Below are 25,222 nucleotides of genomic sequence, written 5' to 3'. Positions count from 1 at the left end.
ACGACACGAGAAGGCGAAGGTGGCGGCGATGGCAAAGGTTCCTACGGCGGCAGTGGCGGCGAGCGGACTCGTCGGCGGGTACGCGGTCGCGCGGTGGACCAAGAAGCGGCCGCTCGGTGGGGTCGCGCTCGCCGCAGCGGGCACGGTCGCCGCGTACGAGTGGAACCGACAGGCCGGACCGCGTGCGGCCACCGCTCTGACCACGGCGTACGTCGCCGCGTTCGCCGGATCACACCCGCTGGCCAAGAAGCTCGGCGCCTGGCCCGCCGTCTTCACCGTGGCGGGCACCGTCGCCGCCGCGTCATGGGCGGTCACCCGCCGCGCCGCCTGAGAAATTTCTCCCGCCGGCCCGCAGCGCACTGAACGCGGGCGCGTCGGCGTCCGTATTCAAGAGCACTCCCCCGCGTAAGAGGCCGGGTGCGTACCCGTACGACAGGACGGGTACGCACCCGGACCCTCACCGGGGGACGTCGCTCACGCGCCGAACGCCCGCGACACCGTGTAGATCAGCAGGCCCGCCAGGGCACCCACCACCGTGCCATTGATCCTGATGAACTGCAGGTCACGGCCGATGTGCGCCTCGATCTTCTTCGACGTCTGGTCCGCGTCCCAGCTCGCGACCGTGTCACTGATCAGCGAGGTGATCTCCGTGCGGTACCTCGTGACGACATACACCGCCGCGTCCTCCAGCCAGCCCTCCAGCTTGGTCTGCATCCGCCCGTCCGTCGCCAGCCGCGCGCCGAACGTCAACAGCGAGGCGCGCGCCCGCAGCCGCAGCTCGCTCTGCTCGTCCTCCGCCGCCGTGATGATCATCGTGCGTACCGACGCCCAGGCCGACGCGATGACGTCCTGGACCTCGGCGCGCCCCAGGATCTCCGTCTTCAGCCGCTCCACCCGCGCCCGGGTGTCCGAGTCGGTCTGGAGGTCGGCTGCGAAGTCCGTCAGGAACGTGTCGATCGAGGCGCGCGCCGGATGCCCCGGCATGTCCCGCACCTCCGTCACGAAGCGCAGCAGCTCCTTGTAGACCCGCTCCCCCACCCGCTTGTCGACGAACCGCGGCGTCCACCCCGGCGCCCCGCCCTGCACCGCGTCCATCACGGAGTCGCCGTGCAGCACCAGCCAGTCGTGCGCACGTACACAGATCAGGTCCACGACCCGGCGGTGGCCGCCGTCGGCGACGATCTTCTCCAGCATCTTCCCGAGGCCGGGGCCGATCTCCGCCGCGTTCGCCCGCCGGGTGATCGCCTCAGCCACCACGGCCTGCACGTCCGAGTCCCGCAGGACCGTCAGCGCGCCGCGCAGCGCGGTCGCCAGCTCGGCGGTGACCCGGTCGGCGTGGTCCGGCTCCGCCAGCCAGGCACCGAGCCGGCCGCCGATGCCCAGCGCCTGGATCCGGCCGCGCACGACATCACCCGAAAGAAAATTCTCCCCGACGAAGGAACCCAGAGAGGCCCCGAGCTGGTCCTTCTTGGTGGGGATGATGGCGGTGTGCGGGATCGGCAGGCCGAGCGGACGCTTGAACAGCGCCGTGACGGCGAACCAGTCGGCCAGCGCACCCACCATCCCCGCCTCGGCGGCCGCGGCGACGAAGCCCGGCCAGCCGCCCACACCCGCGTTCTTCGCCCAGGTGGCGAGGACGTACACGAGCGCGACGAGCAGAAGGAGGCCCGTGGCCGTGGTCTTCATATGGCGCACACCACGCCGCTTCTCCTCGTCCGCGGCCGTGTACGCGAAGGAGGCGAGGGGGGCGGGGCGTGCGGGAGCGGAGGCTGCGGTGCCGGAGCTCCCGTCCGCGCCGCCACGTGCCTGTGCGGGCTCGGCCGGTCCGCCGCCCGGCTCGCCCGACCTGGTCCGTTCGATCCGTTCCATCCGCTCCACCCGTCCGCGTCCGCGTACGCATCGCCCCCGGTGCCCCGTACGCATTGTCCTTACCTGACGTACTCCCGGGCCGCATGTCGAGTTCCCGGCACTGTGCCCCATCATGAGACCAACCCCCATCACCACGAGGAGACACCCCGCCGATGCCCAGGCGCCAGGGAACCGCCCTGCTCATCGCCCTCGTGGCGGGCACCGCCGCGCTTGCCGCGTTCACGGCGTACGCCGGGTCCGCGCTGTTCTCCGGTGCCGGGTCGCAACAGGTCGGCGCGCAGCCGGCGGCCCGCCCGCCCGCCGAGCCCGCCCACTCCACCGGCGTCTGGGTCGCCACCTGGGCCGGGGCACCCGTGGCCGGGGTGACGGACCCGTACCCCGGCCACGACCTCACCCGGCGCACCATCCGTAACGTCGTCCACACCAGCATCGGCGGCGACGCGGCCCGCATCACCCTCTCCAACCTCTTCGGTACGCGCCCTCTGCTCGTCGACCGGGCCACGGTGAACACCCGTCCCGTCTCCTTCCGCGGCGCCCCCTCCGTCACCGTCGCCGCGGGCGGACAGGTCGTCAGCGACCCGGCCGTCGTCCCCGTCGACGCCGACTCCGATCTCGTCGTCACCCTCCGCACACCCACCGCCGAGGGACCCGTCACCGTCCACCCGAACAGCCACCAGACCTCGTACCTCGCGGACGAGCGCGGTACCCGGCAGACCAACGTGTGGCGCTACCTCACCGCAGTGGACGTCCGCAACGCCTCCTCCGCCGGAGCTGTCGTCGCCATCGGCGACTCGCTCACCGCAGGCACCGGCTCCGCCCTCGACGCCAACGGCCGCTGGACCGACGTCCTCGCCGACCGGCTGCGCGGGCGCTACGCGGTCGTCAACCAGGGCATCGCCGGCAACCGCATCCTGCGCGACGGCCAGGGCCGCGGTCAGCGGGCGCTCGCCCGCTTCGACCGCGATGTACTGGGCGTCGCCGGCGTGAAGACCGTCATCATCGCCCTCGGCATCAACGACGTGCAGCAGTTCCCGCAGGAGCAGGACCCGCAGCACATCGTGGACGGCCTGAAGGCCATGACGGAACGCGCCCACGCGCGCGGGCTGCGGGTCGTCGGGGCAACTCTGATGCCGTACGAGGGGTACCCCACCTGGACACCCGAGCGGGACGCCGTACGGATGCGGGTCAACGAGCTGATCCGGGCAGGCGGCGTCTTCGACGAGGTCGTCGACTTCGACCGGGCGGCACGCGACCCGTACCGACCCGGCCGGCTCCGCCCGGCCTACGACTGCGGCGACCATCTGCATCTCAACGACGCCGGATATCTGCAGCTGGGTCAGCAGGTGGACCTGCGGAGCCTGCACCAGGAGGCTCCGGTGTCCGACCAGCTCTGAGGAAAAAGGACGCGGTGGGCGGTGCGTCCGCCGCGACCTCAAGCGCCGGACGGGCTCATGCGTCCCCGGGCCCCTTCTTCAGCTGCCGGGCCCGCTCCTTGTCCGCCTTCGTCCGCTTGCGCTCCACACCGACCCCGCCCATCAACGCGAACCCGGTGATCCGCACCCGCGGCGAGCTCGGCGAGGGGACGCCCTCGCCCGTCGCCCGGTCCCCGAAGCCCCCCATGACGCCGATGCCCCTGACCTCGACATTCAGCTCCGGTGGGACCGTCACGCGCATCCCACCCATGATCGTGAAACAGCGGATGACGACCTCGCGGTCCTCGAAACGGGCCTCGCGCAGATCGATCTCGCCTCCGCCCCACATCGTGAACGCGGTGAACGTCCGGCCCACCGTCCACCTACCCTTGCGCCCGAACCCACCCCAGATGGCGAACGCGCCCTTCGACGTGGCGGGACCGCCGATACGTTCCGCCCAGTCGACGCCCGCCGAACCCGTGCGTGCGGGCGCGCTGCCCGCACGCACCGGCGCCACCGCACCGCCCGGTGCCGGAAGATCGCGGATCAGTGGCTCCAACTCCCCATGCGTACGCGCCTTGTAGGCCGCATCGAGCCGCTGCTCGAACTCCTCCATCTGCAGGCGGCCCTCCGCCACCGCCTCGCGCAGGACCTCGGCAATTCGTTCACGCTCGGCATCGGAAGCACGCATGTCGGGAAGTTCACTCGTCATACCGCGCAGCCTATTGAACGCGCCCGCTCACGTCACCGATCCACCGCGCCTCGGACCCACCGCGCCTCGGATCTAACGCGCCTCGGACCCACCGCGCCTCGGATCTAACGCGCCTCGGCCGATGCGTACATCTTCGCGATCACGGCCTCGATGTCCGGCTCCCGCACCGAGAGATCCACCAGCGGATACTCCGCAGCGATCCGCGCCACCAGCGGAGCCGCCGAACCCGACGCCGGAAAGGCCAGCCACTGTCTCGGCCCCTCCACCTTCACCGTACGCACCGAAGGCTCCGACTCCAGGCGGATCGGCGGGAGTTCGCGCTCCAGGTCCACGACCAGCGTGCGCTCGCTCTCGCCGACTTCATGCAGCCCTGCGAGCGCACCGTCGTACATCAGGCGGCCGTGGTCGATCACCATCACCCGCCGGCAGAGCTGCTCGATGTCCGTCAGATCATGAGTGGTGAGCAGCACCGTCGTACCCCGCTCGGCATTCAGGTCCCGGAGAAATCCACGGACCTTGGCCTTGGAGACCACATCCAGACCGATCGTCGGCTCGTCCAGATACAGCACCTCCGGGTCGTGCAGCAGTGCCGCCGCAATGTCGCCGCGCATCCGCTGCCCGAGCGACAACTGCCGCACCGGCACATCCAACAGCGCTCCCAGATCCAGGAGTTCGACACAGCGTTCCAGGTTCTCCCGGAACCGGGCGTCAGGGACCCGGTACATCCGGTGCACCAGCCGGTACGAGTCGCGCAGCGGCAGATCCCACCAGAGTGTGGTGCGCTGGCCGAAGACCACACCGATCCGGTGCGCCAGCCTCGTACGCTCCCTGGAAGGGTCGATGCCGGCGACCCGTAGCCGCCCGCCGCTCGGAGTGAGGATGCCCGTCAGCATCTTGATGGTGGTCGACTTGCCCGCGCCGTTCGGACCGATGTAGCCGACCATCTCGCCGCGCTCCACCCGGAAGCCGATCCCGTCGACCGCGCGGACCTCGCGCCGCTCGCTGCGCAGGAAACCCGTCCTGCGGCGCACCTCGAAGACCTTCTCGACACCGTCGAGCTCGATGAAACCCGTACCCGTAGCCATGCCCCGACCTCGCTCCGCTCGTCCTCAGTTGCCCGTGCTCCGGTACGAGCGCAGCCCCGCCCGCCACGCCGCACCCGCGAGCCCCCAGCACACCCCCGCCACCACCGGCGGCAGGAACGCCACCCACTCCGGCAGCCCCAGCGGGTACTCCCGGCCCAGCACATACAGCGTGGGCAGCCAGTTCACGAAGGCCAGCGGCACCACGAACGTCACCCCGCGCACCAGATCCTTCGCGAAGACCGTCGGCGGGTACTGCAGCAGCGTGTTCCCCCCGTACGTGAAGGAGTTCTGCACCTCCGCCGCGTCCTGCGCGAAGAACTGGAAGGCCGCCCCGCCCACGAACACCGCGCCGAAGATCGCCGCCCCGCTCAGCAGCATCAGCGGGATCATCACCACCTTCAGCGGCGTCCACGCGATGTCCAGCACCGCCAGCCCGTAACCGAGCACCAGCAGCCCCTGCGTGATCCGCCCCAGCCTGCGCAGCGCGAACCGGTCCGCCGCCACCTGGGCCAGTACCGGAACCGGGCGCACCAGCAGCGTGTCCAGCGTGCCGTCCCGGACCCGGCGGCCCAGCCGGTCCATCGACCCCAGCACCAGATCGGCCAGCCCGAACGCGGTGCCCGAAGCCCCGTACAACAGGGCGATCTCCGGCAGCGTGTAGCCGCCCAACTCGTCGACGTGCGCGAACATCAGCAGGATCGCGACGAAGTCGAAGCCCGTCGCCGCGAAGTTCCCGAACGCCGTCATGGCGAACGAGGCACGGTACGCCATCGTCGACCGCAGCCACATCGCGACAATCAGTCCGTACGCACGAACCCCTTCGACCAGCCTCGACCGCTCGACGAACACCGCATCGGGAACCTCGACGGCCCTGGAGACCTCGGTGACCTCAGCCACCCTGAACCACCACCCTCCGCGTCGCCACCGACTGCACCAACCGCCCCGCCAGCAACAACGCCAGCGCCCATCCGCCCTGGAAGGCGAACGCCTCCACCAGCCCCCACCCCGCGTGCTTCCCGAGGAACACATCGGCCGGCACCTGGAGCAGCGCCGACCACGGCAACGCCCGCGCCACCTCGCCCAGCACACCCGGGAACAACGTCAGCGGAAGCAGCAACCCCGAGAAGAACAGCCCCGCCAGGAACGCGATCTGCGCCGCACCCGCCCCGTCCATCAGCCAGAACGCGGAGAGCGCCACCAGATAGCGCAGAGCGAAACTGACCACGACGCCGAGCGTCACCGAGACCAGGAACGCCAACCAGACCCCAGGCGATCCGGGCAGAGCCAGGGGGAACGCCAGCGCCCCCAGCAGCATCGGCACGACGCCACGCGCCAGCAACTGGAACGCAGCCCGCCCCAAGTCACCGGCCAGCCACCACAGTTGAAGATCGACCGGCCGGTAGAGGTCGACCGCCACATCGCCGGTGCGGATCCGCTCGACCAACTCGTCCTCGAAACCGCCGCCCATCATCGCGGAGGTCGCCAGCAGCGCCTGCCCCAGCCACACATACGTGAGCGCCTGGGACAGGTCGTAGCCGCCGAGCTGCGGGCGCTCGTCCCACAGCGCCGTATAGGTGTACGCCAGGATGAAACCGAAGACGGTGTTGGTGAACACCCCCGCCGCCGTCGCGATCCGGTAGGTGGCATGGCGCCGGAACCCGCCCGCCGCAACCACCGCGTACAACCGCATCCCCATCACCCCCGCGCTCGTTCGCACTCGTGCGCCCAACCGCGTTGGACACCAAAGCGCACGACCCTAGTGCAGCGGGAACAGGCACCGCGACCGCTTTTCGGCGGCCGAATCCGGGAGCGATCGCAGGTCGGTCCAGGGTCGATCCGGGGCTTATTCCACAGAAAAGGGCACTATGGGGGAACTGACCGCGGCCGAGGAGTCTCCACCGATATGAGCGACGAGCCACAGCAGCAGAGCGGGGGGCCCGACAACGGGAACCGGGCCCCGAGGGACCCCTCTGCCGGCACCGGCGCCCCCGCAGGCCCAGCCGCCCCCGGCGGGAAGAAAAAGGGGAGCAGGAACCGCACCGGCTGGCGCCGCGCCGTCCCCACCTGGCGGGTGACGCTCGCCACGCTCCTCGTCATCGCCCTGATCCTGATCGGCGGATTCATCGCCGGATACCAGCTCGTCGGCATCCCGCCCGCCAACCCCACCGCCACCGCGCAGTCCAACGTCTACCTCTACAAGGACGGCAGCTTCATCGCCCGCGACGGCGAGGTCAACCGGCAGAACATCCAGCTCGCCCAAGTCCCCCTCAGCGTCCAGCACGCCGTCCTCGCCGCCGAGGACCGGAACTTCTACTCCGAACGCGCCGTCGACATCCAGGCAATGGCCCGCGCCGGCTGGAACACCCTCACCGGCAAGGGCACACAGGGCGGCTCCACCATCACCCAGCAGTTCGTGAAGAACTACTACCTCGGCCAGGAACAGACCGTCATGCGCAAGGCCAAGGAGTTCTTCATCGCGATCAAGCTCAACCGCGAAGTGAGCAAGGACCAGATCTTCGAGGGCTACCTCAACACCAGCTACTTCGGCCGCAACGCCTACGGCATCCAGGCCGCGGCCCAGGCGTACTACGGCAAGGACATCGGCGACATCACCACCGCCGAAGGCGCGTACCTCGCCTCCCTGCTCAACGCCCCCAGCGCCTACGACGTCGTCGTCCACCCCGAGAACAAGGCCGCGGCCGTCGCCCGCTGGAACTACGTGCTCGACGGCATGGTCAAGGAGAACTGGCTCAGCGCATCCGAACGCGCCACCATGCGGTTCCCCGTGCCCGACAAGGTGAAGCCCGCCACCGGACTCTCCGGACAGCGCGGCTACATCGTCCAGGCCGTCAAGGACTACCTCACCGCCCACAAGATCATCGACGAGAAAACGCTCGCCACCGGCGGCTACCGGATCACCACCACACTGGAGAAGAAGAAACAGAACGCCCTGGTCAAAGCCGTCAACGACAACGTGATGTCGATGACGAGCAAGGAGCGCCCCGCCGACCGCAACGTCCGCGTCGGCGGCGCCTCCATCAACCCCTCGAACGGCCGGGTCGTCGCCATGTACGGCGGCATCGACTACACCAAGCAATACGTCAACAACGCCACCCGCCGCGACTACCAGGTCGGCTCCACCTTCAAACCGTTCGTCTTCACCTCCGCCGTCGCCAACCGGTCCACCACCCAGGACGGCCGGCGCATCACCCCCGACACCATCTACGACGGCACCAACAGACGCATGGTGCAGGGCCCGAACGGACCTACCGGATACGCCCCCGCGAACGAGGACGACATCGACTACGGACCCATCACCGTCCGGGCCGCCACCGACAAGTCCGTCAACGCCGTCTACGCGCAGATGGCCGAGGACGTCGGCCCCGGCAACGTCGAAGACACCGCCATCGACCTCGGGATCCCCAAGAACACCCCCGACCTGACCGCCTCGCCGTCCATCGCACTCGGCACCGCCACCGCCAGCGTCCTCGACATGACCCAGGCATACGCGACACTCGCCAACCACGGCAGGCACGGCACCTACACCCTCGTCGACAAGATCAGCAAGGACGCCGAGGAGCTCGCACTCCCCGGCCGTCACACCAAGCGGACCGTCAGCCGCGAAGCCGCCGACACCACCACCGCGATCCTGCAGAGCGTCGTCGAGAACGGATCGGGAACCGCCGCCCAGGGCGCCGGCCGCCCCGCCGCCGGCAAGACCGGCACCGCCGAGGAGGACAAAGCCGCCTGGTTCGCCGGCTACACCCCGAACCTCGCGACCGTCATCGCCGTCATGGGCCAGGACCCCGACACCGGCGTACAGAAACCGCTCTACGGAGCACTCGGTCTGTCCCGCGTCAACGGCAGCGGCGCCCCCGCCCAGACCTGGGCCCAGTACACCGGCGCCGCACTCAACGGCAGCAGCATCAAGGAATTCGACCTCGAACTCGAAAGCGGCGCCGAGGAATCCGCCCTGCCCACCGACGAAGGCACCGGCCCCACCGACACCGGCACCCCGTCCGAGACACCGTCCAGCCAGCCGCCGAGCAGCCCGCCCAGCACCCCGCCCACCAGCCCCGCCACCAGCGGCCCCGCCACCCCGGCACCGCCCACCGGCCCCCCGGCCGACGACGGCACGGACACCCTCGGCGGCGACAACGGCGGCATCGAAGAGCTCCTCCCCCAGGGCGCCGGCGGCGCCCGCCCGACCCCAACCGAGTGATCTACGGGGCTCAGAGCCTGTCGGGTGACCTTCGATCGGATAGCGGACGCGGTCTGGTGCGTGCGATTCCAAGGCGGCGGGATGTCCTCGTAGCGGAGCTACTAGGACATTTCGGCAACGCGGGAAGCGTGCGTGCCAGGGCGTGGCCGCCCGATCAGAGGTCGCCCGACAGGCTCTCAGTGCCCCGACGTCGCCTTCAGCCCCACCACAGCCACCAGCAACAGAGACACGAAGAAGATCCGGGCGGCGGTCACCGGCTCATTCAGCACCACCATGCCGAGCACCGCCGCCCCCGCCGCACCGATACCGACCCACACGCCGTACGCCGTACCGATCGGCAACGACTTCGCCGCCTGCGACAACAGCACCATGCTGGCCACGATCCCGAACCCGGTGAACACACTCGGCCACAACCGGGTGAACCCATCCGTGTACTTCATCCCGATCGACCAGCCCACTTCCAGCAGACCGGCAACAACAAGCAGAACCCACGCCACGACGGCACCTCCGAACACCACAGACACACGGACATCACAGGTGCGTCGTCTTTGCGGAAGCCCGGTACGGCGCGTCTCGTCGGGATGCCACCAACATAGCAAAGAACATGCAAAAGGCCTGGTGACACCGGTCACCAGGCCTTGCGCCACACGTCCCGCAGGCAACAGAGCTACAGATACAGCCCGGTCGAATCCACCGAACCCTCGAACCGGTCCGCCGCCACCGCGTGCAGATCCCGCTCCCGCATCAGCACGTACGCCACACCCCGCACCTCGACCTCGGCGCGGTCCTCCGGGTCGTACAGCACCCGGTCGCCCGGCTCCACCGTCCGCACATTCTGGCCGACCGCAACCACCACGGCCCAGGCCAGCCGGCGCCCTACCGCAGCAGTCGCCGGAATCAGAATGCCGCCGCCCGAACGCCGCTCGCCCTCAGGCGTATCGGACCGGACCAGCACGCGGTCATGCAGCATGCGAATGGGCAGCTTGTCGTCGGTGTTCTCGCTCACGACCCGAAACCTACCTGCCCGCAGCCGTCCCGCACGCCCGCGGGGTCAGCCTTCTCAGCGCTTCTTGCGCCGCACCGACACCACAACCAGCCCCATCACACCGACCGCCAGCAACGCCGCCGGAACCACCCGCTCCAGACGCGGCGCGCCATCCTCCGACACAAACTGCGCCTTCACGTCCGACACCGCCCGATTCACCGCGACGAACGCCCGCCCGGCTGTCCGGTCCACGGCCTCGGCAGCCTTGGCCTTCGCATCACCGATGATCGTCTTCGGGTGCATCCGCACCCCGATCTCATCGAGCACCACCGCAAGCTGCTCACGCCTGCTGATGATGTCCGCCTCGATCTGCGCAGGGGTCCTGGCATCCGACACTGCGCCGCCTCCGTGGTCCTCGTCCGGTAAACCTTCATCGACAGTCTGTCAGCTCGGCCGCCCGCACACCCGACGGCACCCCTATTACGCTCGGTCCCGTACACCGCACACGCCCCTGAGGAGAACCATGAGCGAGCGACTCCAGCCCGGCGACACCGCCCCCGCCTTCACCCTCCCCGACGCCGACGGCAACGACATCTCGCTCGCCGACCACAAGGGCCGCAAAGTCATCGTCTACTTCTACCCGGCCGCCCTCACCCCCGGCTGCACCAAGCAGGCGTGCGACTTCACGGACAACCTGGAGCTGCTGACCGGCGCCGGATACGACGTCATCGGCGTCTCCCCCGACAAGCCCGAGAAGCTCGCCAAGTTCCGCGAGAAGGAAAACCTCGAGGTCACACTGGTCGGCGACCCGTCCAAGGAGACCCTCCAGGCCTACGGCGCATTCGGCGAGAAGAAGCTCTACGGCAAAACGGTGACGGGCGTCATCCGCTCCACGATCATCGTCGACGAGGAGGGCAAGGTCGAACGCGCCCTCTACAACGTCAAGGCAACCGGCCACGTAGCCAAGATCATCAAGGACCTCGGCATCTGACGACTACCACGCCCCTGTGACGGGCGTCGCATTTTCACTCCCCACCGGTTTGCGACCGCCATGACCGCGCAGAAGCCTTTCCTGGAACACCCCACCGAGGAAAGGACCCGGCCATGGCGGCCTCCGACCTTCAGCAGGTGGCCGACCCGGAAGCGGTCAAACGCCACCCCACCCTCTTCCGCGCCATCCGGCAGCGGAAGAACCCCAGGCTGCGCCGGTCCGACATCACCGTCACCGACGACCAGGCAGTCAAGCGGGCGGTGAAGGCGGCCTCCCTCGGCAACGCCATGGAGTGGTTCGACTTCGGCATCTACTCCTACCTGGCCGTCACTCTGGGGCACGTCTTCTTCCCGTCCGGGAACGACACCACCCAGCTGCTCTCGTCGTTCGCCACCTTCGCGGTCGCCTTCCTGGTGCGCCCGCTCGGCGGAATGTTCTTCGGCCCCATGGGCGACCGGATCGGCCGCAAGAAGGTCCTCGCCCTCACCATGATCATGATGGCGGTCGGCACCTTCGCCATCGGTGTCATCCCCTCCCACGCCTCGATCGGCCTCTGGGCACCCGCCCTGCTGATCTTCTTCCGGCTGATCCAGGGCTTCTCCACCGGCGGGGAGTACGGCGGCGCCTCCACCTTCATCGCCGAGTACGCCCCCGACAAGCGCCGCGGCTACTTCGGCAGCTTCCTCGAATTCGGCACCCTGGCCGGCTACGTCGGCGCAGCCGGCCTCGTCACCGCGCTCACCGCCGTCCTCGACACCCCCACCATGGAAGCCTGGGGCTGGCGCATCCCGTTCCTCGTCGCGGGCCCCCTCGGCCTGGTCGGCCTCTACCTCCGACTGCGCCTCGACGAGACCCCGGCCTTCCAGAAACTGGAGGGCGGTACCGCGCAGGCCTCCGAGGCCTCGGACGGCATCGAGACGACCGCCAAGGGCGACCTCGCGAAGATCTTCCGGCAGTACTGGCCGACGCTGATCCTCTGCATAGCCCTGGTCGGCGCGTACAACATCACCGACTACATGCTGCTGTCGTACATGCCGACGTACCTCTCCGACGAACTCGGCTACAGCGAGACCCACGGCCTGCTCGTCCTGCTCGCCGTCATGGTCGCCCTGATGCTGATCATCAGTCAGGTCGGCAAGCTCTCCGACCGCTTCGGCCGCAAGCCGCTGCTGATGGCGGGAATGCTGGGCTTCCTCTGCCTCTCGCTCCCCTCCTTCCTGCTGATCCGCCAGGGCGGCATCCCGGCCATCACGATCGGCATGGTGATGCTCGGCCTCTCCCTCGTCTGCATGCTCGGCACGATGTCCGCCGCACTCCCGGCCCTCTTCCCCACCCAGGTCCGCTACGGCTCCCTGTCGGTCGGCTACAACCTCTCGGCCTCGCTCTTCGGCGGTACGACCCCGCTGGTGATCACGGCACTGATCAGCTGGAGCGGTACGAACCTGATGCCGGCCTACTACGCGATGGCGGCGGCCCTGGTCGGCGTGATCGCGGTGGCCTGCATGAAGGAGACGGCCCAGCAGCCGCTGGACGGCTCGCCGCCTTCGGTGGAGACCGAGGCGGAGGCGGCGCAGCTGTGCGCGGCGCAGACTCCCGAGCCGAAGTTCTGAACCCGGATCCCTGACCCCGTCCCCGGGAACGGCCCGCCCCGCTTCAGCCGAAGCGGGGCGGGCCGTTCCATATCTCACCGTATTTCGGACGTGACCATCCGATAAACGGTTCGTTGCTCCGTACGAGACCGCGAACGTGCGGTCGGGAACGGAGGGGATCGATGACGGTTCGATACACCCGAGAGCTGTCCGCGGAAGACGCCCTCGCGTGGGGGCACCATGTCTGAGACGTACGACCGAGAAACGCTTACAAACGCTGTGGCCGCATCTTCCAACTGGACGGACCTGATGCGTCGCCTCGGGCTCAAGACGAACGGCGGCCAACGCCGCGTTCTACAGGAGAAGGTTGCCGGGTACGGTCTCGACACCAGCCACTTCAAGAAGCGCAGCCCCTGGCGAAAGTACACCGACGAGGCCATCGCATCGGCCGCCACAACCTCATCGTCGCTGCGCGAGGTCGTCAATAAACTGGGCGCGACTCCGGCATCCGGCACGTTGTCCCACATAGGCCGCCGCATCGCGGCGGCGGGGATCGACGTCACCCACTTCCCGGGCATGAGCCGCCCCCAACTGGGTCTTCTGTTCACTCCGGAGGAGCTACGGACAGCCGCAGCCTCAGCCGAGAGCATTCGCGGAGTGGCACGAGAGCTCGGGGTACGCGACGACAGCCAGTCGCGCACTGCCGTGGCAGGGATGCTTCACAGGCACGGGATCGACACTTCACACTTCCGCAATGCTCGCCTGGCAATCCCGGAGGACGCCCTGCGTGCCGCTGTGCCGGAAGCCAGCAGCTACGCAGACGTCATGCGCGCGCTCGACCTTGAGGTGAACGATACGAACCATCGGCGCATACGACGAACGGTGCTCCAACTCAACCTGGACACGGGCCACTTCAGGCGTCGATCCTGGGCCTCGGACTCGACCCGTGCGCATGAGCCGAAGTCGATCGCATCGACAGCGCTCGTGATCATGCCGCAGGGGTCATCGCGCGCAAATCGGGCAAGGTTGCACCGCGCACTGCAAGAGATCGGCATTCCGTACCAATGTGATTCGTGCGGCAATCCAGGCGAGTGGCAGGGTCAGCCGATCACGCTTCAGATCGACCACATCAGCGGCGATTGGCTCGATAACCGGGCCGGGAATCTCCGCTACCTGTGCCCTAACTGCCACGCCCTCACCGATACATGGTGCCGAAACCGGAAGAGCAAGCCGCACCTTCCCGCCTAACGGCCTCCGCTGCTGCACAAACCCCCGACCGTCCGATTGCCCTTGTAGGATGGCGGAGCGCGCGAGTGCTGGAATTGGTGAGACAGGCTGGTTTTAGGTACCAGTGCCCTAGCGGCGTGAGGGTTCGAGTCCCTCCTCGCGCACTCTGTACAAAGGCCCGGCTCGCAATCCCTGCGAGCCGGGCCTTCACCGTATTGCCGGCGTCACCCCACCAGCTCCCGCACCACCGGCACCAGCGCCCGGAACGCCTTCCCCCGGTGGCTGATCGCATTCTTCTCCGCCGGGGTCAGCTCCGCGCAGGTCCGGGTCATGCCCTCCGGCTGCAGGATCGGGTCGTAGCCGAAGCCGTTCGTGCCGGCCGGGGTGTGACGGAGGGTGCCCAGGAGGCGGCCCTCGACCACGCGTTCCGTGCCGTCCGGGAGGGCGAGGGCTGCCGCGCAGGCGAAGTGGGCGGCGCGGTGGGCGTCGTCGATGTCGGAGAGCTGGGCCAGCAGCAGGTCCAGGTTGGCGCGGTCGTTTCCGTGGGTGCCGGCCCAGCGGGCCGAGAAGATGCCGGGGGCGCCGCCGAGTACGTCGACGCAGAGGCCGGAGTCGTCGGCGATCGCGGGGTGGCCGGTGGCCTGGGCCAGGGCGTGCGCCTTGAGGAGGGCGTTCTCGGCGAAGGTGACGCCGGTCTCCTTGACGTCGGGGATCTCGGGGTAGGCGTCCGCGCCGACGAGTTCGTGGGTGAGCCCTGCGTCGGCGAGGATCGCGTGGAGTTCGGTGATTTTCCCGGCGTTGCGGGTGGCGAGGATCAGGCGGGTCATGTGCCGATTATCGCGGGGTGCCGGGCGGGGTCCGCTATGAGGTGCAGACGTTGCCGATCTCCTTGGCGGCGTCGGTGACCGGGGTGATGTCCGGGGTGGCGTCGCCCTTGTCGATGGCGTCGCGGACGTTCTTGACACCGGCCTGGAGGTCGTCGACGGCCTTGGAGAGGTCGGCGTTGTCCGTCTTGTCGCCGAGGTTGCCGAGTTCCTTGTCTATCTCGTCGAGGGCCTCGGATGCCTGGGTGGGATCGTTCGAGGCGTTGGAGACGGCCTGTTGGAGGTTGTCGACGCTCGTGGCTATGGCGTCGGCGGTACGGACGCAGTCGAGGGCCTTGTCGACGGCGCCGCAGCCGGCCGCGGCGGTGAGGGTGAGAGCGGTCAGGGTCAGCGCGACGGTGATGCGGCGGTGGCGGGTGGCCTTGGCCATGGTGCGGTTCCTCCCCGGGTGCGGATACGCGGACGGACGCACGGTTCGACCCGTGCGTCCGTACCCGTATCGACGCTCTGTGGTGCGTACTTGGTTGCTTCTTTACTCGCCGAGCGTGCGGGCGAGGGCCGCCTGCTGGATGGCGTTGAGGTCGACGCAGCCGCTGGTGGCGAGGTCGAGGAGCGCGTTCAGTTCCTTGCGGTCGAAGGGCTCGGCCTCGGCGGTGCCCTGGACCTCGACGAAGCGGCCGTCGCCGGTGCAGACGACGTTCATGTCTGTCTCGGCGCGGACGTCTTCCTCGTAGCAGAGGTCGAGGAGCGGCGTGCCGTCGACGATGCCGACGCTGACGGCGGAGACGGTGCCGATCAGCGGCTTGCGGCCGTGCTTGATGAGCTTCTTGCCCTGGGCCCAGGTGATGGCGTCGGCGAGGGCGACGTACGCACCGGTGATGGCGGCGGTTCGGGTGCCGCCGTCGGCTTGGAGGACGTCGCAGTCGAGGACGACGGTGTTCTCGCCGAGCGCCTTGTAGTCGATCACCGCGCGCAGGGACCGGCCGATGAGGCGGCTGATCTCGTGGGTGCGGCCGCCGATCTTGCCGCGTACGGCTTCGCGGTCGCCGCGGGTGTTGGTGGAGCGGGGCAGCATGGAGTATTCGGCGGTGACCCAGCCTTCGCCGCTGCCCTTGCGCCAGCGCGGGACGCCCTCGGTGAAGGAGGCGGTGCAGAAGACCTTGGTGTCGCCGAAGGAGATGAGGACTGAGCCTTCGGCGTGCTTGCTCCATCCGCGTTCGATAGTGATGGGGCGGAGCTCTTCGGGGGTGCGGCCGTCGATACGAGACATGGCGTCGAGCCTATCCGCTGGGCCGTGGACGCCGGTCGGGGTGTACCGGGGGCCGGGGCGGGGGTGCAACGGGGGGTGGTGGGCGTGTGCTGCAGGCCCCGTTCCGATGGGATCGGGGCCTGTGGGGTGCGGAGCCGGGCCGGCTCAGCGAGTGGTCGTCACATCATGTCTTCGATGTCGGCGGCGATGGGGTCGGCGTCGGTGCCGATGACGACCTGGATCGCGGTACCCATCTTGACGACGCCGTGGGCCCCGGCGGCCTTGAGCGCGGCTTCGTCAACCTTGCTCGGGTCGATGACCTCGGTGCGGAGGCGGGTGATGCAGCCTTCGATCTCTTCGATGTTGTCGATCCCGCCGAGCCCGGCGACGATCTTCTCAGCCTTGCTGGCCATGTGGTTCTCCCTGGTTCTTCACGTCCGGTGCCGGCCCACCATGGGTCCGTTTCGTCACGGTAACGCACGGTTGGCCCAACTTCGCGAGCGAGCAACCTGATCATCACCAATGATGACGATCACCGGTGCCCTGTCCTCCGGGTGGGTTACGCACCGTACCGCAACTGGTCTACACCACTTTGCGGCGACCGCCAAACGCGGCCTGCTCCGGGAGGATGCCGATGAGCTCAAGCAGCGCCACAGCGCCACGGAAAATGTGGTGGCACGGCTTCTTCCAGGGCCTCCAGAAGATGGGCCGCAGCCTCCAGCTCCCGATCGCGGTGCTGCCGGCGGCCGGCATTCTCAACCGGCTCGGCCAGCCGGACGTGTTCGGCGACGAGGGTCTCGGCTGGAACAACGTCGCGAAGGTCTTCGCCGCTGCCGGTGGTGCGCTCCTCGACTCCGGTCTCGGACTGCCGTTGCTGTTCTGCGTCGGGGTCGCGATCGGCATGGCGAAGAAGTCGGACGGTTCGACGGCGCTCGCGGCGGTGACCGGCTTCCTCGTCTACTACGCGGTGCTGCACGCCTTCCCGGTGGACTGCGCACCGGGTTCCACCTTCACCTCGGGCGGCACCTGGTTCGGCACCTGTGTCACCGGCAACGCGAAGGTGACGGCCGCCGAGTACCAGAACCCCGGGGTCTTCGGGGGCATCGTGATGGGCCTGTTGTCCGCGTGGTTCTGGCAGCGGTACCACCGGGTCAAGCTGGTCGACTGGCTGGGCTTCTTCAACGGCCGCCGGCTCGTGCCGATCATCATGGCGTTCGTCGGGCTGCTCTTCGCGGCCCTGTGCGCCTGGCTGTGGCAGCCGATCGGGGACGGTCTGACCAGCTTCTCCAAGTGGCTGGCCGATCTGAACTGGCTGGGCTCCGGCATCTTCGGCATCGCCAACCGCGCGCTGCTGGTCGTCGGCCTGCACCAGTTCCTGAACACGTTCGTCTGGTTCCAGTTCGGCGACTTCACCAAACCGGACGGGACGGTCGTGCACGGCGACATCAACCGGTTCCTGGCGGGCGACCCGACGGCAGGGCAGTTCACCACGGGCTTCTTCCCGATCATGATGTTCGCGCTCCCGGCCGCGGCGCTGGCGATCTACCACTGCGCCAAACCGCATCGCCGGAAGGCGGTCGGCGGCATGATGCTCTCGGTCGGTCTGACGTCGTTCGTGACGGGTATCACCGAGCCGATCGAGTACTCGTTCCTCTTCGTCGCCCCGCTTCTGTATGTGATCCACGCGGTGCTCACGGGTGTGTCGATGGCGGTGAGCTGGGGGCTCGGCGTGAAGGACGGCTTCAGCTTCTCGGCGGGCCTGATCGACTACGTCATCAACTGGAGTCTGGCGACGAAGCCGTGGCTGATCATTCCGATCGGTCTCTGCTTCGCAGTGGTGTATTACGTGATCTTCCGTCTGGCCATCACCGGATTCAACCTCCAGACCCCCGGGCGCGAGCCCGACGAACTGGAGGCGGAGATCGAAAAGGACCTCGTCAAATAGCTGTCCGGCCGGGCTCCGCGCCCGGTCGGCAAAGGCCCTCGGACCTCATGGTCCGGGGGCCTTCGTCATGTCACCGACTGTATCGATGAGCTACTGCGAAGTAGTCGACATTTGCAGGTTCCTTATACAACCCACACCGTGCTAAAACTGGTCTACACCACTGAGTGGTCCAGACCACGTGGCGCCCGTCACGTTTCTAGAGTCGTCGCCCCCAAAGAGATCCCTGTTCCCGGCGGCGCCTTGTCCCATGGAGGAAGTTGATGACCACGGCGAGCGCCGCCCCCGCGGCCACCAAGAAGAAGGGCGCGGCCGTGATGGCTGTCATGCAGCGCATCGGCCGCAGCCTCATGCTGCCCGTCGCGGTGCTGCCGGCAGCCGCCCTGCTGGTCCGGCTCGGTAACGCGGACATGCTCGGCCGCGACTCGTTCCCGACCTTCATCACGAAGCTCGCCGGCTACATGGCAGCCGGCGGCGGGGCCATTCTCGACAACATGGCGCTGCTGTTCGCCGTCGGTATCGCGATCGGCTTCGCCAAGAAGTCGGACGGTTCGACGGCCCTGGCCGCCGTCACCGGCTACCTGGTCTTCCAGAAGGTGCTCGCCACCTTCACCGACAGCAACCTGCCCCAGGTCGCGAGCGTGGTGGACGGCAAGGTCGTCATGAACGACGCACCGGTCAACGCCGGCGTGCTCGGCGGTGTCGTGATCGGCATAGTCGTGGCCCTGCTGTACCAGAAGTTCTACCGGACGAAGCTGCCCGACTGGGCGGGCTTCTTCAGCGGCCGCCGCCTGGTCCCGATCCTCTCCGCCTTCGCGGGTCTGGTCATCGGCATCGTCTTCGGTCTGATCTGGCCCGTCCTCGGCACCGGTCTGCACAACTTCGGTGAGTGGCTGGTCGGTTCCGGCGCCGTCGGCGCGGGCATCTTCGGTGTCGCCAACCGTGCGCTGATCCCGGTCGGCATGCACCACCTGCTGAACTCGTTCCCGTGGTTCCAGGCGGGCGAGTACAACGGCGCCCACGGTGACATCGCTCGCTTCCTCGCCGGTGACCCGCAGGCCGGACAGTTCATGACCGGCTTCTTCCCGATCATGATGTTCGCCCTCCCGGCGGCCTGCCTCGCGATCGTTCACTGCGCCCGCCCGGAGCGCCGCAAGGTCGTCGGCGGCATGATGTTCTCTCTCGCGCTCACCTCGTTCGTCACCGGTGTGACCGAGCCGATCGAGTTCACGTTCATGTTCATCGCCCCGGTGCTGTACGCGATCCACGCGGTGCTCACGGGTGTGTCCATGGCTCTGACCTGGGCGCTCGGCATGAAGGACGGCTTCGGCTTCTCGGCCGGCCTGGTCGACTTCGGACTGAACCTCGGCATCGCGAGCAAGCCATGGCTGCTGGTGCTGGTCGGTCTCTGCTTCGCGGTGGTCTACTACGTGGTCTTCCGCTTCGCGATCACCAAGTTCAACCTGCCGACTCCGGGCCGGGAGTCCGACGAGGAGCTCGCCGAGCTGCTCAAGGCGGAGGCGAAGTAGGTCCTCGCCCTGCCCGTGCGTGCGACGGAGCCCCCACCTTCCCTGGGCGGAAGGTGGGGGCTCCGTCGTGCGTACCTGAGGTTTTAGATCTCGTAGACCGCGCCCGGAACTGCCAGCTCCGCCGGTCCGCGGTAGATCGTGCGGGCGTCGGCCAGGTTCCGGTCCGCGTCCGTCCACGGCGGGATGTGGGTGAGGACGAGCCGTCCCACCTTCGCGCGTGCGGCGATCTCGCCTGCTTCGCGGCCGTTGAGGTGGAGGTCTGGAATGTCCTCCTTGCCGTAGACGAACGATGCTTCGCAGAGGAACAGGTCGGCGCCCTCCGCAAGTTCGTCCAGCGCCTCGCAGGCACCGGTGTCGCCGGAGTACGCCAGGGTGCGGCCGCCGTGCTCGATGCGGATACCGAAGGCGTCGACGGGGTGGCAGACTTTCTCCGTGCGGACCGAGAAGGGGCCGATGTCGAACGAGCCGGGCTTCAGCGTGTGGAAGTCGAAGACCTCGCTCATGGACCGGTCGGACGGGGTGTCGGCGTGGGCGGTGGTCAGTCGCTGCTCGGTGCCGTCGGGGCCGTAGACCGGGATGGACGCGGGGCGGCCGCCGTCGTGCCGGTAGTAGCGGACGACGAAGTACGCGCACATGTCGATGCAGTGATCGGCATGGAGATGGCTGAGGAAGATGGCGTCGAGGTCATAGAGACCGACATGGCGCTGCAGCTCACCGAGGGCGCCGTTGCCCATGTCGAGGAGCAGCCTGAAGCCGTCGGCCTCTACGAGGTAGCTCGAACATGCCGAACCCGTGGACGGGAACGAGCCGGAGCAGCCGACGACGGTGAGCTTCATGGAGCGTGAACCTCCGAGACGTGGGAGCGGGGAGGGTTCGTGCGATTTGTTGAGCGTAAGGCGCGAAACACCTGGTCGCTCCTCTGGGGCCTGCCGTTGTGGGCGAACTCACCTGCTCTGTCACCGGTTCGATGGAAGCGGGTGCGGAGAGCGGGCCGGCGGGGACGCCGGTACCGTCGGGGCATGGACATGTCCTGGTGGCCGGCTCTGGCCGTGGTCGTACTGCTCGCTCTCATTGCCGCGATCGCCGACGGGCGGGGGCGGCTCGGGCGGGGGCGTCAGCGCCCTGGTGGGCGTTCTGCGCGGCAGACGCGTCCGCCGGGCAGGCGGGAAGGGCCGCGGGGGCGGCCGGAGCGGGCGCCGCGGCCGGGTGAGATCTGGTGGGCGGAGGTTCCGTACGAGGACGGGCCCGGGGCGAAGGACCGGCCCTGTCTGGTGGTCTCGGTGCGGGGCGGTGCGGCGCTCGTCGCGAAGATCACCAGCAAGCATCACGAGGAGCGGCCCGGGGTGATCGCGCTGCCGCCGGGTTCGGTGGGGGATGCGCAGGGGCGGGCGAGTTTCCTGGAGACGGACGAGCTGCGGGATGTGGCGGTGCGGGGGTTCCGGCGGCGGGTGGGGACGGTGGACCCGGCGGTGTGGGAGCGGGTGCGCGGGATCGGGTGACGGTCGAAAAAAGTCCTCGGCCGCCGGACGGGCTGGAATTCCAGCGGGTCCGGCGGCCGAGGACGGGACGGCACTCAGCGACTGGGTGTTACGCCCAGAGCTGGCCGTGCAGCGTTTCGATGGCCGCTTGCGTCGTGGGGGCCGTGTAGACGCCCGTCGACAGGTACTTCCAGCCGCCGTCGGCGACGACGAAGACGATGTCGGCCGTCTCCCCCGCCTTGACCGCCTTGGTTCCGACGCCGATCGCCGCGTGGAGTGCGGCGCCGGTGGAGACGCCCGCGAAGATGCCCTCCTGCTGGAGGAGTTCGCGGGTGCGGGTGACGGCGTCGGCGGAGCCGACGGAGAAGCGGGTGGTGAGGACCGAGGCGTCGTAGAGCTCGGGGACGAAGCCCTCGTCGAGGTTGCGGAGCCCGTAGACGAGGTCGTCGTAGCGCGGCTCGGCGGCGACGATCTTGATGTCGGGCTTCTGTTCGCGCAGGTAGCGGCCCACACCCATGAGCGTGCCCGTGGTGCCGAGGCCCGCCACGAAGTGGGTGATGGAGGGCAGGTCGGCGAAGATCTCGGGACCGGTGGTGGCGTAGTGGGCGCCCGCGTTGTCCGGGTTGCCGTACTGGTAGAGCATCACCCAGTCGGGGTGCTCGGCGGCCAGTTCCTTGGCGACGCGGACGGCCGTGTTGGAGCCACCGGCCGCCGGGGAGGAGATGATCTCGGCGCCCCACATGGCGAGCAGGTCGCGCCGTTCCTGCGAGGTGTTCTCCGGCATGACGCAGACGATGCGGTAGCCCTTGAGCTTGGCCGCCATGGCCAGCGAGATGCCGGTGTTGCCGCTGGTGGGCTCCAGGATGGTGCAGCCGGGGGTCAACCGGCCGTCCTTCTCCGCCTGTTCGACCATGTGGAGCGCGGGGCGGTCCTTGATCGAGCCGGTGGGGTTGCGGTCCTCCAGCTTGGCCCAGATGCGGACGTCGTCCGACGGTGACAGCCGCGGCAGGCGGACGAGCGGGGTGTTGCCCACCGCGGCGAGCGGGCTGTCGTACCGCATCAGTTCATGCCGCCGGCGACGGCCGGGAGGATGGTGACGCTGTCGCCGTCGCTGAGCTTGGTGGAGATTCCGTCGAGGAAGCGGACGTCCTCGTCGTTGAGGTAGACGTTCACGAAGCGACGGAGCTGGTCGCCGTCGACGATGCGCTCACGGATGCCGTTGTGGCGGCTGTCGAGGTCCGTGAAGAGGTCGGCGAGGGTCTCTCCGTTGCCCTCGACGGCCTTGGCGCCGTCGGTGTAGGTGCGGAGGATGGTCGGGATGCGGACCTCGATGGCCATGGCGTGGGCTCCTGTCGAAAGCGGAGTGGTGGCGGGGCGCGCGGCTCTGCCCCCGCGCAGGGGTGGGGCGTGTGGACGGCGCTCGGGGCCGCGGCCCGGCTCAGGCGTTGCGGCCGGCGGGCAGGCAGCTCGTACAGATCGCGCTGGAGAGCCTGCACAGGTCGACGTGCAGGCGCGCGACGAGCAGCATGCCCGGCGTCTTGTCGCTCACGTCTTGGGGAACCATGGGCTCATCGTATCGATTCCCGGTCCGGATTCCGGCATGTGATCTCACCTGGTGGATGGTGAGCGTTCGTCTGGTGGACGGTCGGGGTGGGGCGGGGAATCACGGCGGGCCGGGGACGGGGTTTCGCCCCGGCCTGCTCGAGGTCAGGCGGGTTCGTACGCCTCGACGACCTCGACGTCCTCCTCGGTGATCACGCCGTCGACGATGCGGTACGAGCGGAACTGGAAGGGGCCCGCGTCGTCGGTGTCGGCGGTGGAGACGAGGACGTAGTGGGCGCCGGGCTCATTGGCGTACGTGATGTCGGTGCGCGAGGGGTACGCCTCGGTCGCCGTGTGCGAGTGGTAGATGATCACCGGCTCCTCGTCGCGGTCGTCCATCTCGCGGTAGAGCTTCAGCAGGTCCGCGGAGTCGAACTCGTAGAACGTGGGCGAGCGGGCGGCGTTGAGCATGGGGATGAAGCGTTCGGCGCGGCCGGTTCCGGCCGGGCCCGCGACCACGCCGCACGCCTCGTCGGGGTGGTCCGCGCGGGAGTGCGCGACGATCCGGTCGTACAGCGCCTGGGTGATGGTCAGCATGGCGCCAGGATAAGCAGAGGGCCCCCGCGCACCGAGGAGTGGTACGCGGGGGCCCGTATGCCGGACGGCCGGGTCGGGTCAGCGCTTGGCGAAGGCCGCGCTCTCGGGGTTACGGGCCTTGAGGACCAGGTACGAGACACCGAGGATCAGGGCCCAGAGCGGGGCGCAGTACAGCGAGATCCTGGCGTCCTTGTCGATGCCCATCATCACGATCACCATGCCGATGAAGGCGAGGGCGAAGACGCTGGTGTACGGGGCGCCGGGGGCCCGGAAGGTGGACTGCGGGATCACTCCGCGGTCGGCCAGGCTGCGGTAGCGGATCTGGCAGACGAGGATCATGATCCAGGCCCACATGCCGGAGATGGTGGCGAAGGAGACGACGTAGGTGAAGGCGTCTCCGGGCCACTGGTAGTTGATCCAGACGCCGACGAGCATGAGGGCGGCGGAGAAGGTGGTGCCGATGAGCGGGGTGCCGCTCCTGGTCAGCCGGGTGAAGAACTTCGGGCCCTGTCCGTTGAGGGCGAGGTCGCGCAGCATGCGGCCGGTGGAGTACATGCCGGAGTTGCAGGAGGAGAGGGCCGCGGTCAGGACGACGAAGTTGACGATGCCTGCGCCGATGCCGAGGCCCATCTTCTGGAAGGCGGCGACGAACGGCGAGATGCCGGGCTGGAATTCCGTCCACGGGACGACGGCGAGGATCATGATGAGAGCGCCGACGTAGAAGACGGCGATGCGCCACGGCACGGTGTTGATGGCCTTGGGCAGGACGGTCTTCGGGTCCTTGGACTCGCCTGCGGTGACGCCGACGAGCTCGACGGCGAGGAAGGCGAACATCACGATCTGCAGGGTCATCAAGGTGCCCTTGATGCCGTGCGGGAAGAAGCCGCCGTCGGCCCACAGGTGGGTGACGGACGCGGTGTCGCCGGCGTCGGAGAAGCCGAGGGTGAGAATTCCGGCACAGATGAGGATCATGCCGACGATGGCAGTGACCTTGACCATCGAGAACCAGAATTCGAGTTCCCCGAAGAGCTTCACGGAGATCAGGTTCACGCCGTACAGGATGATCGTGAAGATCAGTGCGGACACCCATTGGGGAATGTCGAACCAGAACGTCATGTACTGGGCTGCCGCGGTGACTTCGGTGATTCCGGTGACAACCCAGAACAGCCAGTAGGTCCAGCCGGTGACAAATCCTGCGAAGGGGCCGACGAATTCGCGGGCGTACTCGGAGAACGATCCCGAGACCGGGCGGTACATGAGGAGTTCGCCCAGGGCCCGCATGATGAAGAAGATCACCAGGCCTGCGATGGCATAGGCCAGGATGAGGCTGGGTCCCGCCTTGGCGATGGCTTTGCCCGCGCCGAGGAAGAGGCCGGTTCCGATGGCCCCGCCGATCGCGATCATCTGGATCTGGCGGGCGCCGAGGGCGCGCTGATAGCCCTCGCCCGAGGTGGTGGCATCCGCGGCTTCCGCGGCCTGCTGCGAGCCGCCTTGTCCCTTGTCGACCTGCGCCGATGTCATGTGTTGCGCCTTTCTCCACGCCGATCCGCGCCTGACGGCTGCGGATCAGGTCCTGATCCCCCCGGATATGGATGGAGTGCGACCGGCGGTCCGCCGGTTGTAGCGCCCCCGGGAACAGGGGTGGCGTCCCCGGGTGGTCGTGAAGATTTATCACGGAGCCACCGGTGGTCCACCGGACATTGTGTGGCGCACACCACAGGAAAAAGCGGACAAGGGTTTCCAGCCGCTGCAAAAAAGGCCATTCAGGTGACGGGATCGTTATTCGGATTTGAGAGTCCGTTGAGCGAACGTCCCGGCTCGACCCCAAGGGGAGGTAAAACCCGATCAAGGGAAGGCGGGGCAGTCGCGGCGTCCGGTGCGGTGCATCGCCACGGGGCGGCCATCGGGCGTCGGAGCATCCTCGCAGCGCAGCCGTGCGGGCGTTTCGGCAATGCCGAAAGTGAGGTCT

27 protein-coding genes, 1 tRNA gene and 1 riboswitch are annotated in these 25,222 nt (G+C 68.4%); of the genes, 10 read left to right on the top strand and 18 right to left on the bottom strand.

Translation table 11 applies throughout. The annotated features are described in order from the left end of the window. The first annotated feature begins 28 nt into the window (after positions 1-28). Positions 29-331 carry a hypothetical protein gene (locus tag OG972_RS25705; protein WP_266985198.1) on the top strand — a complete coding sequence of 101 codons (303 nt, stop codon included), beginning with the start codon at positions 29-31 and terminating at the stop codon, positions 329-331. Positions 332-474: 143 nt separating this feature from the next. Here the strand turns inward: OG972_RS25705 and OG972_RS25700 are convergent, their stop codons facing one another. Continuing rightward, positions 475-1,869, bottom strand: coding sequence for a DUF445 domain-containing protein (locus OG972_RS25700; protein WP_266985196.1), 1,395 nt, complete (start codon positions 1,867-1,869; stop codon positions 475-477). Between the two features lie 152 nt (positions 1,870-2,021). Between OG972_RS25700 and OG972_RS25695 the strand changes: the two genes are divergently transcribed. Beyond that, positions 2,022-3,263: an SGNH/GDSL hydrolase family protein gene (locus OG972_RS25695; protein WP_266985194.1), complete on the top strand. Its 1,242-nt coding sequence runs from the start codon at positions 2,022-2,024 to the stop codon at positions 3,261-3,263. Positions 3,264-3,318: 55 nt separating this feature from the next. Here the strand turns inward: OG972_RS25695 and OG972_RS25690 are convergent, their stop codons facing one another. The 4 genes from OG972_RS25690 to OG972_RS25675 form a co-directional block, all read right to left on the bottom strand. Beyond that, positions 3,319-3,972 (bottom strand): DUF1707 domain-containing protein, encoded by a 654-nt coding sequence (locus tag OG972_RS25690; protein WP_266990713.1) that lies wholly within the window; start codon positions 3,970-3,972, stop codon positions 3,319-3,321. A 125-nt stretch (positions 3,973-4,097) separates the two neighbouring features. Continuing rightward, a complete protein-coding gene (locus OG972_RS25685; RefSeq protein ID WP_266985192.1) occupies positions 4,098-5,078 on the bottom strand; it encodes an ATP-binding cassette domain-containing protein in 981 nt (326 codons plus the stop codon). Positions 5,079-5,102: 24 nt separating this feature from the next. Then, complete coding sequence (locus tag OG972_RS25680) at positions 5,103-5,975, bottom strand: ABC transporter permease (RefSeq protein ID WP_266985190.1); 873 nt, start codon at positions 5,973-5,975, stop codon at positions 5,103-5,105. Further along, positions 5,968-6,768 carry an ABC-2 family transporter protein gene (locus OG972_RS25675; RefSeq protein ID WP_266985188.1) on the bottom strand — a complete coding sequence of 267 codons (801 nt, stop codon included), beginning with the start codon at positions 6,766-6,768 and terminating at the stop codon, positions 5,968-5,970. Before OG972_RS25675 ends, OG972_RS25680 begins: the two co-directional genes overlap by 8 nt. A gap of 213 nt (positions 6,769-6,981) precedes the next feature. Between OG972_RS25675 and OG972_RS25670 the strand changes: the two genes are divergently transcribed. Beyond that, positions 6,982-9,300: a transglycosylase domain-containing protein gene (locus OG972_RS25670; RefSeq protein WP_266985186.1), complete on the top strand. Its 2,319-nt coding sequence runs from the start codon at positions 6,982-6,984 to the stop codon at positions 9,298-9,300. 176 nt (positions 9,301-9,476) lie between these two features. Here OG972_RS25670 and OG972_RS25665 read toward each other — a convergent pair whose 3' ends face one another. The 3 genes from OG972_RS25665 to OG972_RS25655 all read right to left on the bottom strand — a co-directional run bounded on the left by OG972_RS25665 (position 9,477) and on the right by OG972_RS25655 (position 10,681). Next, positions 9,477-9,797: a multidrug efflux SMR transporter gene (locus OG972_RS25665; protein ID WP_266985184.1), complete on the bottom strand. Its 321-nt coding sequence runs from the start codon at positions 9,795-9,797 to the stop codon at positions 9,477-9,479. Between the two features lie 39 nt (positions 9,798-9,836). Next, positions 9,837-9,902, bottom strand: a riboswitch (guanidine-III (ykkC-III) riboswitch). 65 nt (positions 9,903-9,967) lie between these two features. Then, entirely contained in the window at positions 9,968-10,306 is a 339-nt protein-coding gene (locus tag OG972_RS25660; RefSeq protein ID WP_030923137.1) for a co-chaperone GroES, read from the bottom strand. A 54-nt stretch (positions 10,307-10,360) separates the two neighbouring features. Continuing rightward, positions 10,361-10,681 carry a DUF3618 domain-containing protein gene (locus OG972_RS25655; protein ID WP_266985182.1) on the bottom strand — a complete coding sequence of 107 codons (321 nt, stop codon included), beginning with the start codon at positions 10,679-10,681 and terminating at the stop codon, positions 10,361-10,363. A gap of 127 nt (positions 10,682-10,808) precedes the next feature. Here OG972_RS25655 and bcp point away from each other — a divergent pair, with 127 nt between their 5' ends. The 4 genes from bcp (at position 10,809) to OG972_RS25635 (ending at position 14,256) form a co-directional block, all read left to right on the top strand. Continuing rightward, complete coding sequence (gene bcp / locus OG972_RS25650) at positions 10,809-11,276, top strand: thioredoxin-dependent thiol peroxidase (RefSeq protein WP_030923127.1); 468 nt, start codon at positions 10,809-10,811, stop codon at positions 11,274-11,276. Positions 11,277-11,389: 113 nt separating this feature from the next. Beyond that, on the top strand, positions 11,390-12,886 hold the full coding sequence (gene proP / locus OG972_RS25645) for a glycine betaine/L-proline transporter ProP (RefSeq protein ID WP_266985179.1): 1,497 nt from the start codon (positions 11,390-11,392) through the stop codon (positions 12,884-12,886). Between the two features lie 258 nt (positions 12,887-13,144). After that, complete coding sequence (locus tag OG972_RS25640; protein ID WP_266985177.1) at positions 13,145-14,113, top strand: HNH endonuclease signature motif containing protein; 969 nt, start codon at positions 13,145-13,147, stop codon at positions 14,111-14,113. A 59-nt stretch (positions 14,114-14,172) separates the two neighbouring features. Then, positions 14,173-14,256: transfer RNA gene (locus OG972_RS25635), tRNA-Leu, on the top strand. 60 nt (positions 14,257-14,316) lie between these two features. On the opposite strand, the gene rdgB is transcribed toward OG972_RS25635, so the two are convergent. The 4 genes from rdgB to OG972_RS25615 all read right to left on the bottom strand — a co-directional run bounded on the left by rdgB (position 14,317) and on the right by OG972_RS25615 (position 16,578). Beyond that, positions 14,317-14,919: an RdgB/HAM1 family non-canonical purine NTP pyrophosphatase gene (gene rdgB, locus OG972_RS25630; protein ID WP_266985175.1), complete on the bottom strand. Its 603-nt coding sequence runs from the start codon at positions 14,917-14,919 to the stop codon at positions 14,317-14,319. Between the two features lie 34 nt (positions 14,920-14,953). Then, entirely contained in the window at positions 14,954-15,346 is a 393-nt protein-coding gene (locus OG972_RS25625) for a hypothetical protein (RefSeq protein WP_037692522.1), read from the bottom strand. Positions 15,347-15,448: 102 nt separating this feature from the next. Continuing rightward, a complete protein-coding gene (gene rph / locus OG972_RS25620; RefSeq protein ID WP_266985172.1) occupies positions 15,449-16,186 on the bottom strand; it encodes a ribonuclease PH in 738 nt (245 codons plus the stop codon). A 158-nt stretch (positions 16,187-16,344) separates the two neighbouring features. Further along, positions 16,345-16,578 (bottom strand): glucose PTS transporter subunit EIIB, encoded by a 234-nt coding sequence (locus OG972_RS25615; protein ID WP_037692518.1) that lies wholly within the window; start codon positions 16,576-16,578, stop codon positions 16,345-16,347. Between the two features lie 221 nt (positions 16,579-16,799). On the opposite strand from OG972_RS25615, the gene OG972_RS25610 reads away from it, so the two are divergent. Together OG972_RS25610 and OG972_RS25605 are read left to right on the top strand one after the other, a co-directional pair. Further along, on the top strand, positions 16,800-18,110 hold the full coding sequence (locus OG972_RS25610) for a PTS transporter subunit EIIC (RefSeq protein ID WP_266985169.1): 1,311 nt from the start codon (positions 16,800-16,802) through the stop codon (positions 18,108-18,110). Positions 18,111-18,370: 260 nt separating this feature from the next. Then, positions 18,371-19,636: a PTS transporter subunit EIIC gene (locus OG972_RS25605; protein WP_266985167.1), complete on the top strand. Its 1,266-nt coding sequence runs from the start codon at positions 18,371-18,373 to the stop codon at positions 19,634-19,636. Positions 19,637-19,719: 83 nt separating this feature from the next. Here OG972_RS25605 and OG972_RS25600 read toward each other — a convergent pair whose 3' ends face one another. Further along, a complete protein-coding gene (locus OG972_RS25600) occupies positions 19,720-20,472 on the bottom strand; it encodes an MBL fold metallo-hydrolase (RefSeq protein ID WP_266985165.1) in 753 nt (250 codons plus the stop codon). Positions 20,473-20,655: 183 nt separating this feature from the next. Here OG972_RS25600 and OG972_RS25595 point away from each other — a divergent pair, with 183 nt between their 5' ends. Beyond that, positions 20,656-21,135, top strand: a complete 480-nt coding sequence (locus OG972_RS25595) for a type II toxin-antitoxin system PemK/MazF family toxin (protein WP_266985163.1) — start codon at positions 20,656-20,658, stop codon at positions 21,133-21,135. An 88-nt stretch (positions 21,136-21,223) separates the two neighbouring features. On the opposite strand, the gene OG972_RS25590 is transcribed toward OG972_RS25595, so the two are convergent. The 5 genes from OG972_RS25590 to OG972_RS25570 all read right to left on the bottom strand — a co-directional run bounded on the left by OG972_RS25590 (position 21,224) and on the right by OG972_RS25570 (position 24,774). Then, positions 21,224-22,174 carry a PLP-dependent cysteine synthase family protein gene (locus OG972_RS25590; protein ID WP_266985161.1) on the bottom strand — a complete coding sequence of 317 codons (951 nt, stop codon included), beginning with the start codon at positions 22,172-22,174 and terminating at the stop codon, positions 21,224-21,226. Next, the gene (locus tag OG972_RS25585; protein ID WP_037692508.1) at positions 22,174-22,452 is read right to left on the bottom strand and encodes a MoaD/ThiS family protein; all 279 of its coding nucleotides are present in this window, start codon (positions 22,450-22,452) and stop codon (positions 22,174-22,176) included. The genes OG972_RS25590 and OG972_RS25585 overlap by 1 nt, the downstream gene beginning before the upstream one ends. Positions 22,453-22,552: 100 nt before the next feature. After that, a complete protein-coding gene (locus OG972_RS25580; RefSeq protein ID WP_266991057.1) occupies positions 22,553-22,678 on the bottom strand; it encodes a putative leader peptide in 126 nt (41 codons plus the stop codon). 143 nt (positions 22,679-22,821) lie between these two features. Further along, entirely contained in the window at positions 22,822-23,253 is a 432-nt protein-coding gene (locus tag OG972_RS25575) for a M67 family metallopeptidase (protein WP_266985157.1), read from the bottom strand. Positions 23,254-23,331: 78 nt separating this feature from the next. Next, positions 23,332-24,774, bottom strand: coding sequence for an amino acid permease (locus tag OG972_RS25570; protein ID WP_266985155.1), 1,443 nt, complete (start codon positions 24,772-24,774; stop codon positions 23,332-23,334). Between the last annotated feature and the right edge of the window lie 448 nt (positions 24,775-25,222).

Source organism: Streptomyces sp. NBC_01669 (genome assembly GCF_026339735.1).
Taxonomy (GTDB): domain Bacteria; phylum Actinomycetota; class Actinomycetes; order Streptomycetales; family Streptomycetaceae; genus Streptomyces; species Streptomyces yanii.
This window is presented reverse-complemented; position numbering and strand designations above follow the sequence as displayed.

Bases quoted from the DNA above. Each gene is read 5' to 3' on its own strand.
- OG972_RS25705 (WP_266985198.1), top strand. From the start codon at position 29: ATGGCAAAGGTTCCTACGGCGGCAGTGGCGGCGAGCGGACTCGTCGGC.
- OG972_RS25595 (WP_266985163.1), top strand. From the start codon at position 20,656: ATGGACATGTCCTGGTGGCCGGCTCTGGCCGTGGTCGTACTGCTCGCT.
- OG972_RS25615 (WP_037692518.1), bottom strand. From the start codon at position 16,578: ATGGCCAGCAAGGCTGAGAAGATCGTCGCCGGGCTCGGCGGGATCGAC.
- OG972_RS25570 (WP_266985155.1), bottom strand. From the start codon at position 24,774: ATGACATCGGCGCAGGTCGACAAGGGACAAGGCGGCTCGCAGCAGGCC.
- bcp (WP_030923127.1), top strand. From the start codon at position 10,809: ATGAGCGAGCGACTCCAGCCCGGCGACACCGCCCCCGCCTTCACCCTC.
- OG972_RS25575 (WP_266985157.1), bottom strand. From the start codon at position 23,253: ATGCTGACCATCACCCAGGCGCTGTACGACCGGATCGTCGCGCACTCC.
- OG972_RS25690 (WP_266990713.1), bottom strand. From the start codon at position 3,972: ATGCGTGCTTCCGATGCCGAGCGTGAACGAATTGCCGAGGTCCTGCGC.
- rph (WP_266985172.1), bottom strand. From the start codon at position 16,186: ATGTCTCGTATCGACGGCCGCACCCCCGAAGAGCTCCGCCCCATCACT.
- rdgB (WP_266985175.1), bottom strand. From the start codon at position 14,919: ATGACCCGCCTGATCCTCGCCACCCGCAACGCCGGGAAAATCACCGAA.
- OG972_RS25610 (WP_266985169.1), top strand. From the start codon at position 16,800: ATGAGCTCAAGCAGCGCCACAGCGCCACGGAAAATGTGGTGGCACGGC.
- OG972_RS25590 (WP_266985161.1), bottom strand. From the start codon at position 22,174: ATGCGGTACGACAGCCCGCTCGCCGCGGTGGGCAACACCCCGCTCGTC.
- OG972_RS25700 (WP_266985196.1), bottom strand. From the start codon at position 1,869: ATGGAACGGATCGAACGGACCAGGTCGGGCGAGCCGGGCGGCGGACCG.
- OG972_RS25605 (WP_266985167.1), top strand. From the start codon at position 18,371: ATGACCACGGCGAGCGCCGCCCCCGCGGCCACCAAGAAGAAGGGCGCG.
- OG972_RS25600 (WP_266985165.1), bottom strand. From the start codon at position 20,472: ATGAAGCTCACCGTCGTCGGCTGCTCCGGCTCGTTCCCGTCCACGGGT.
- OG972_RS25625 (WP_037692522.1), bottom strand. From the start codon at position 15,346: ATGGCCAAGGCCACCCGCCACCGCCGCATCACCGTCGCGCTGACCCTG.
- OG972_RS25585 (WP_037692508.1), bottom strand. From the start codon at position 22,452: ATGGCCATCGAGGTCCGCATCCCGACCATCCTCCGCACCTACACCGAC.
- OG972_RS25670 (WP_266985186.1), top strand. From the start codon at position 6,982: ATGAGCGACGAGCCACAGCAGCAGAGCGGGGGGCCCGACAACGGGAAC.
- OG972_RS25675 (WP_266985188.1), bottom strand. From the start codon at position 6,768: ATGCGGTTGTACGCGGTGGTTGCGGCGGGCGGGTTCCGGCGCCATGCC.
- proP (WP_266985179.1), top strand. From the start codon at position 11,390: ATGGCGGCCTCCGACCTTCAGCAGGTGGCCGACCCGGAAGCGGTCAAA.
- OG972_RS25695 (WP_266985194.1), top strand. From the start codon at position 2,022: ATGCCCAGGCGCCAGGGAACCGCCCTGCTCATCGCCCTCGTGGCGGGC.
- OG972_RS25685 (WP_266985192.1), bottom strand. From the start codon at position 5,078: ATGGCTACGGGTACGGGTTTCATCGAGCTCGACGGTGTCGAGAAGGTC.
- OG972_RS25580 (WP_266991057.1), bottom strand. From the start codon at position 22,678: ATGGTTCCCCAAGACGTGAGCGACAAGACGCCGGGCATGCTGCTCGTC.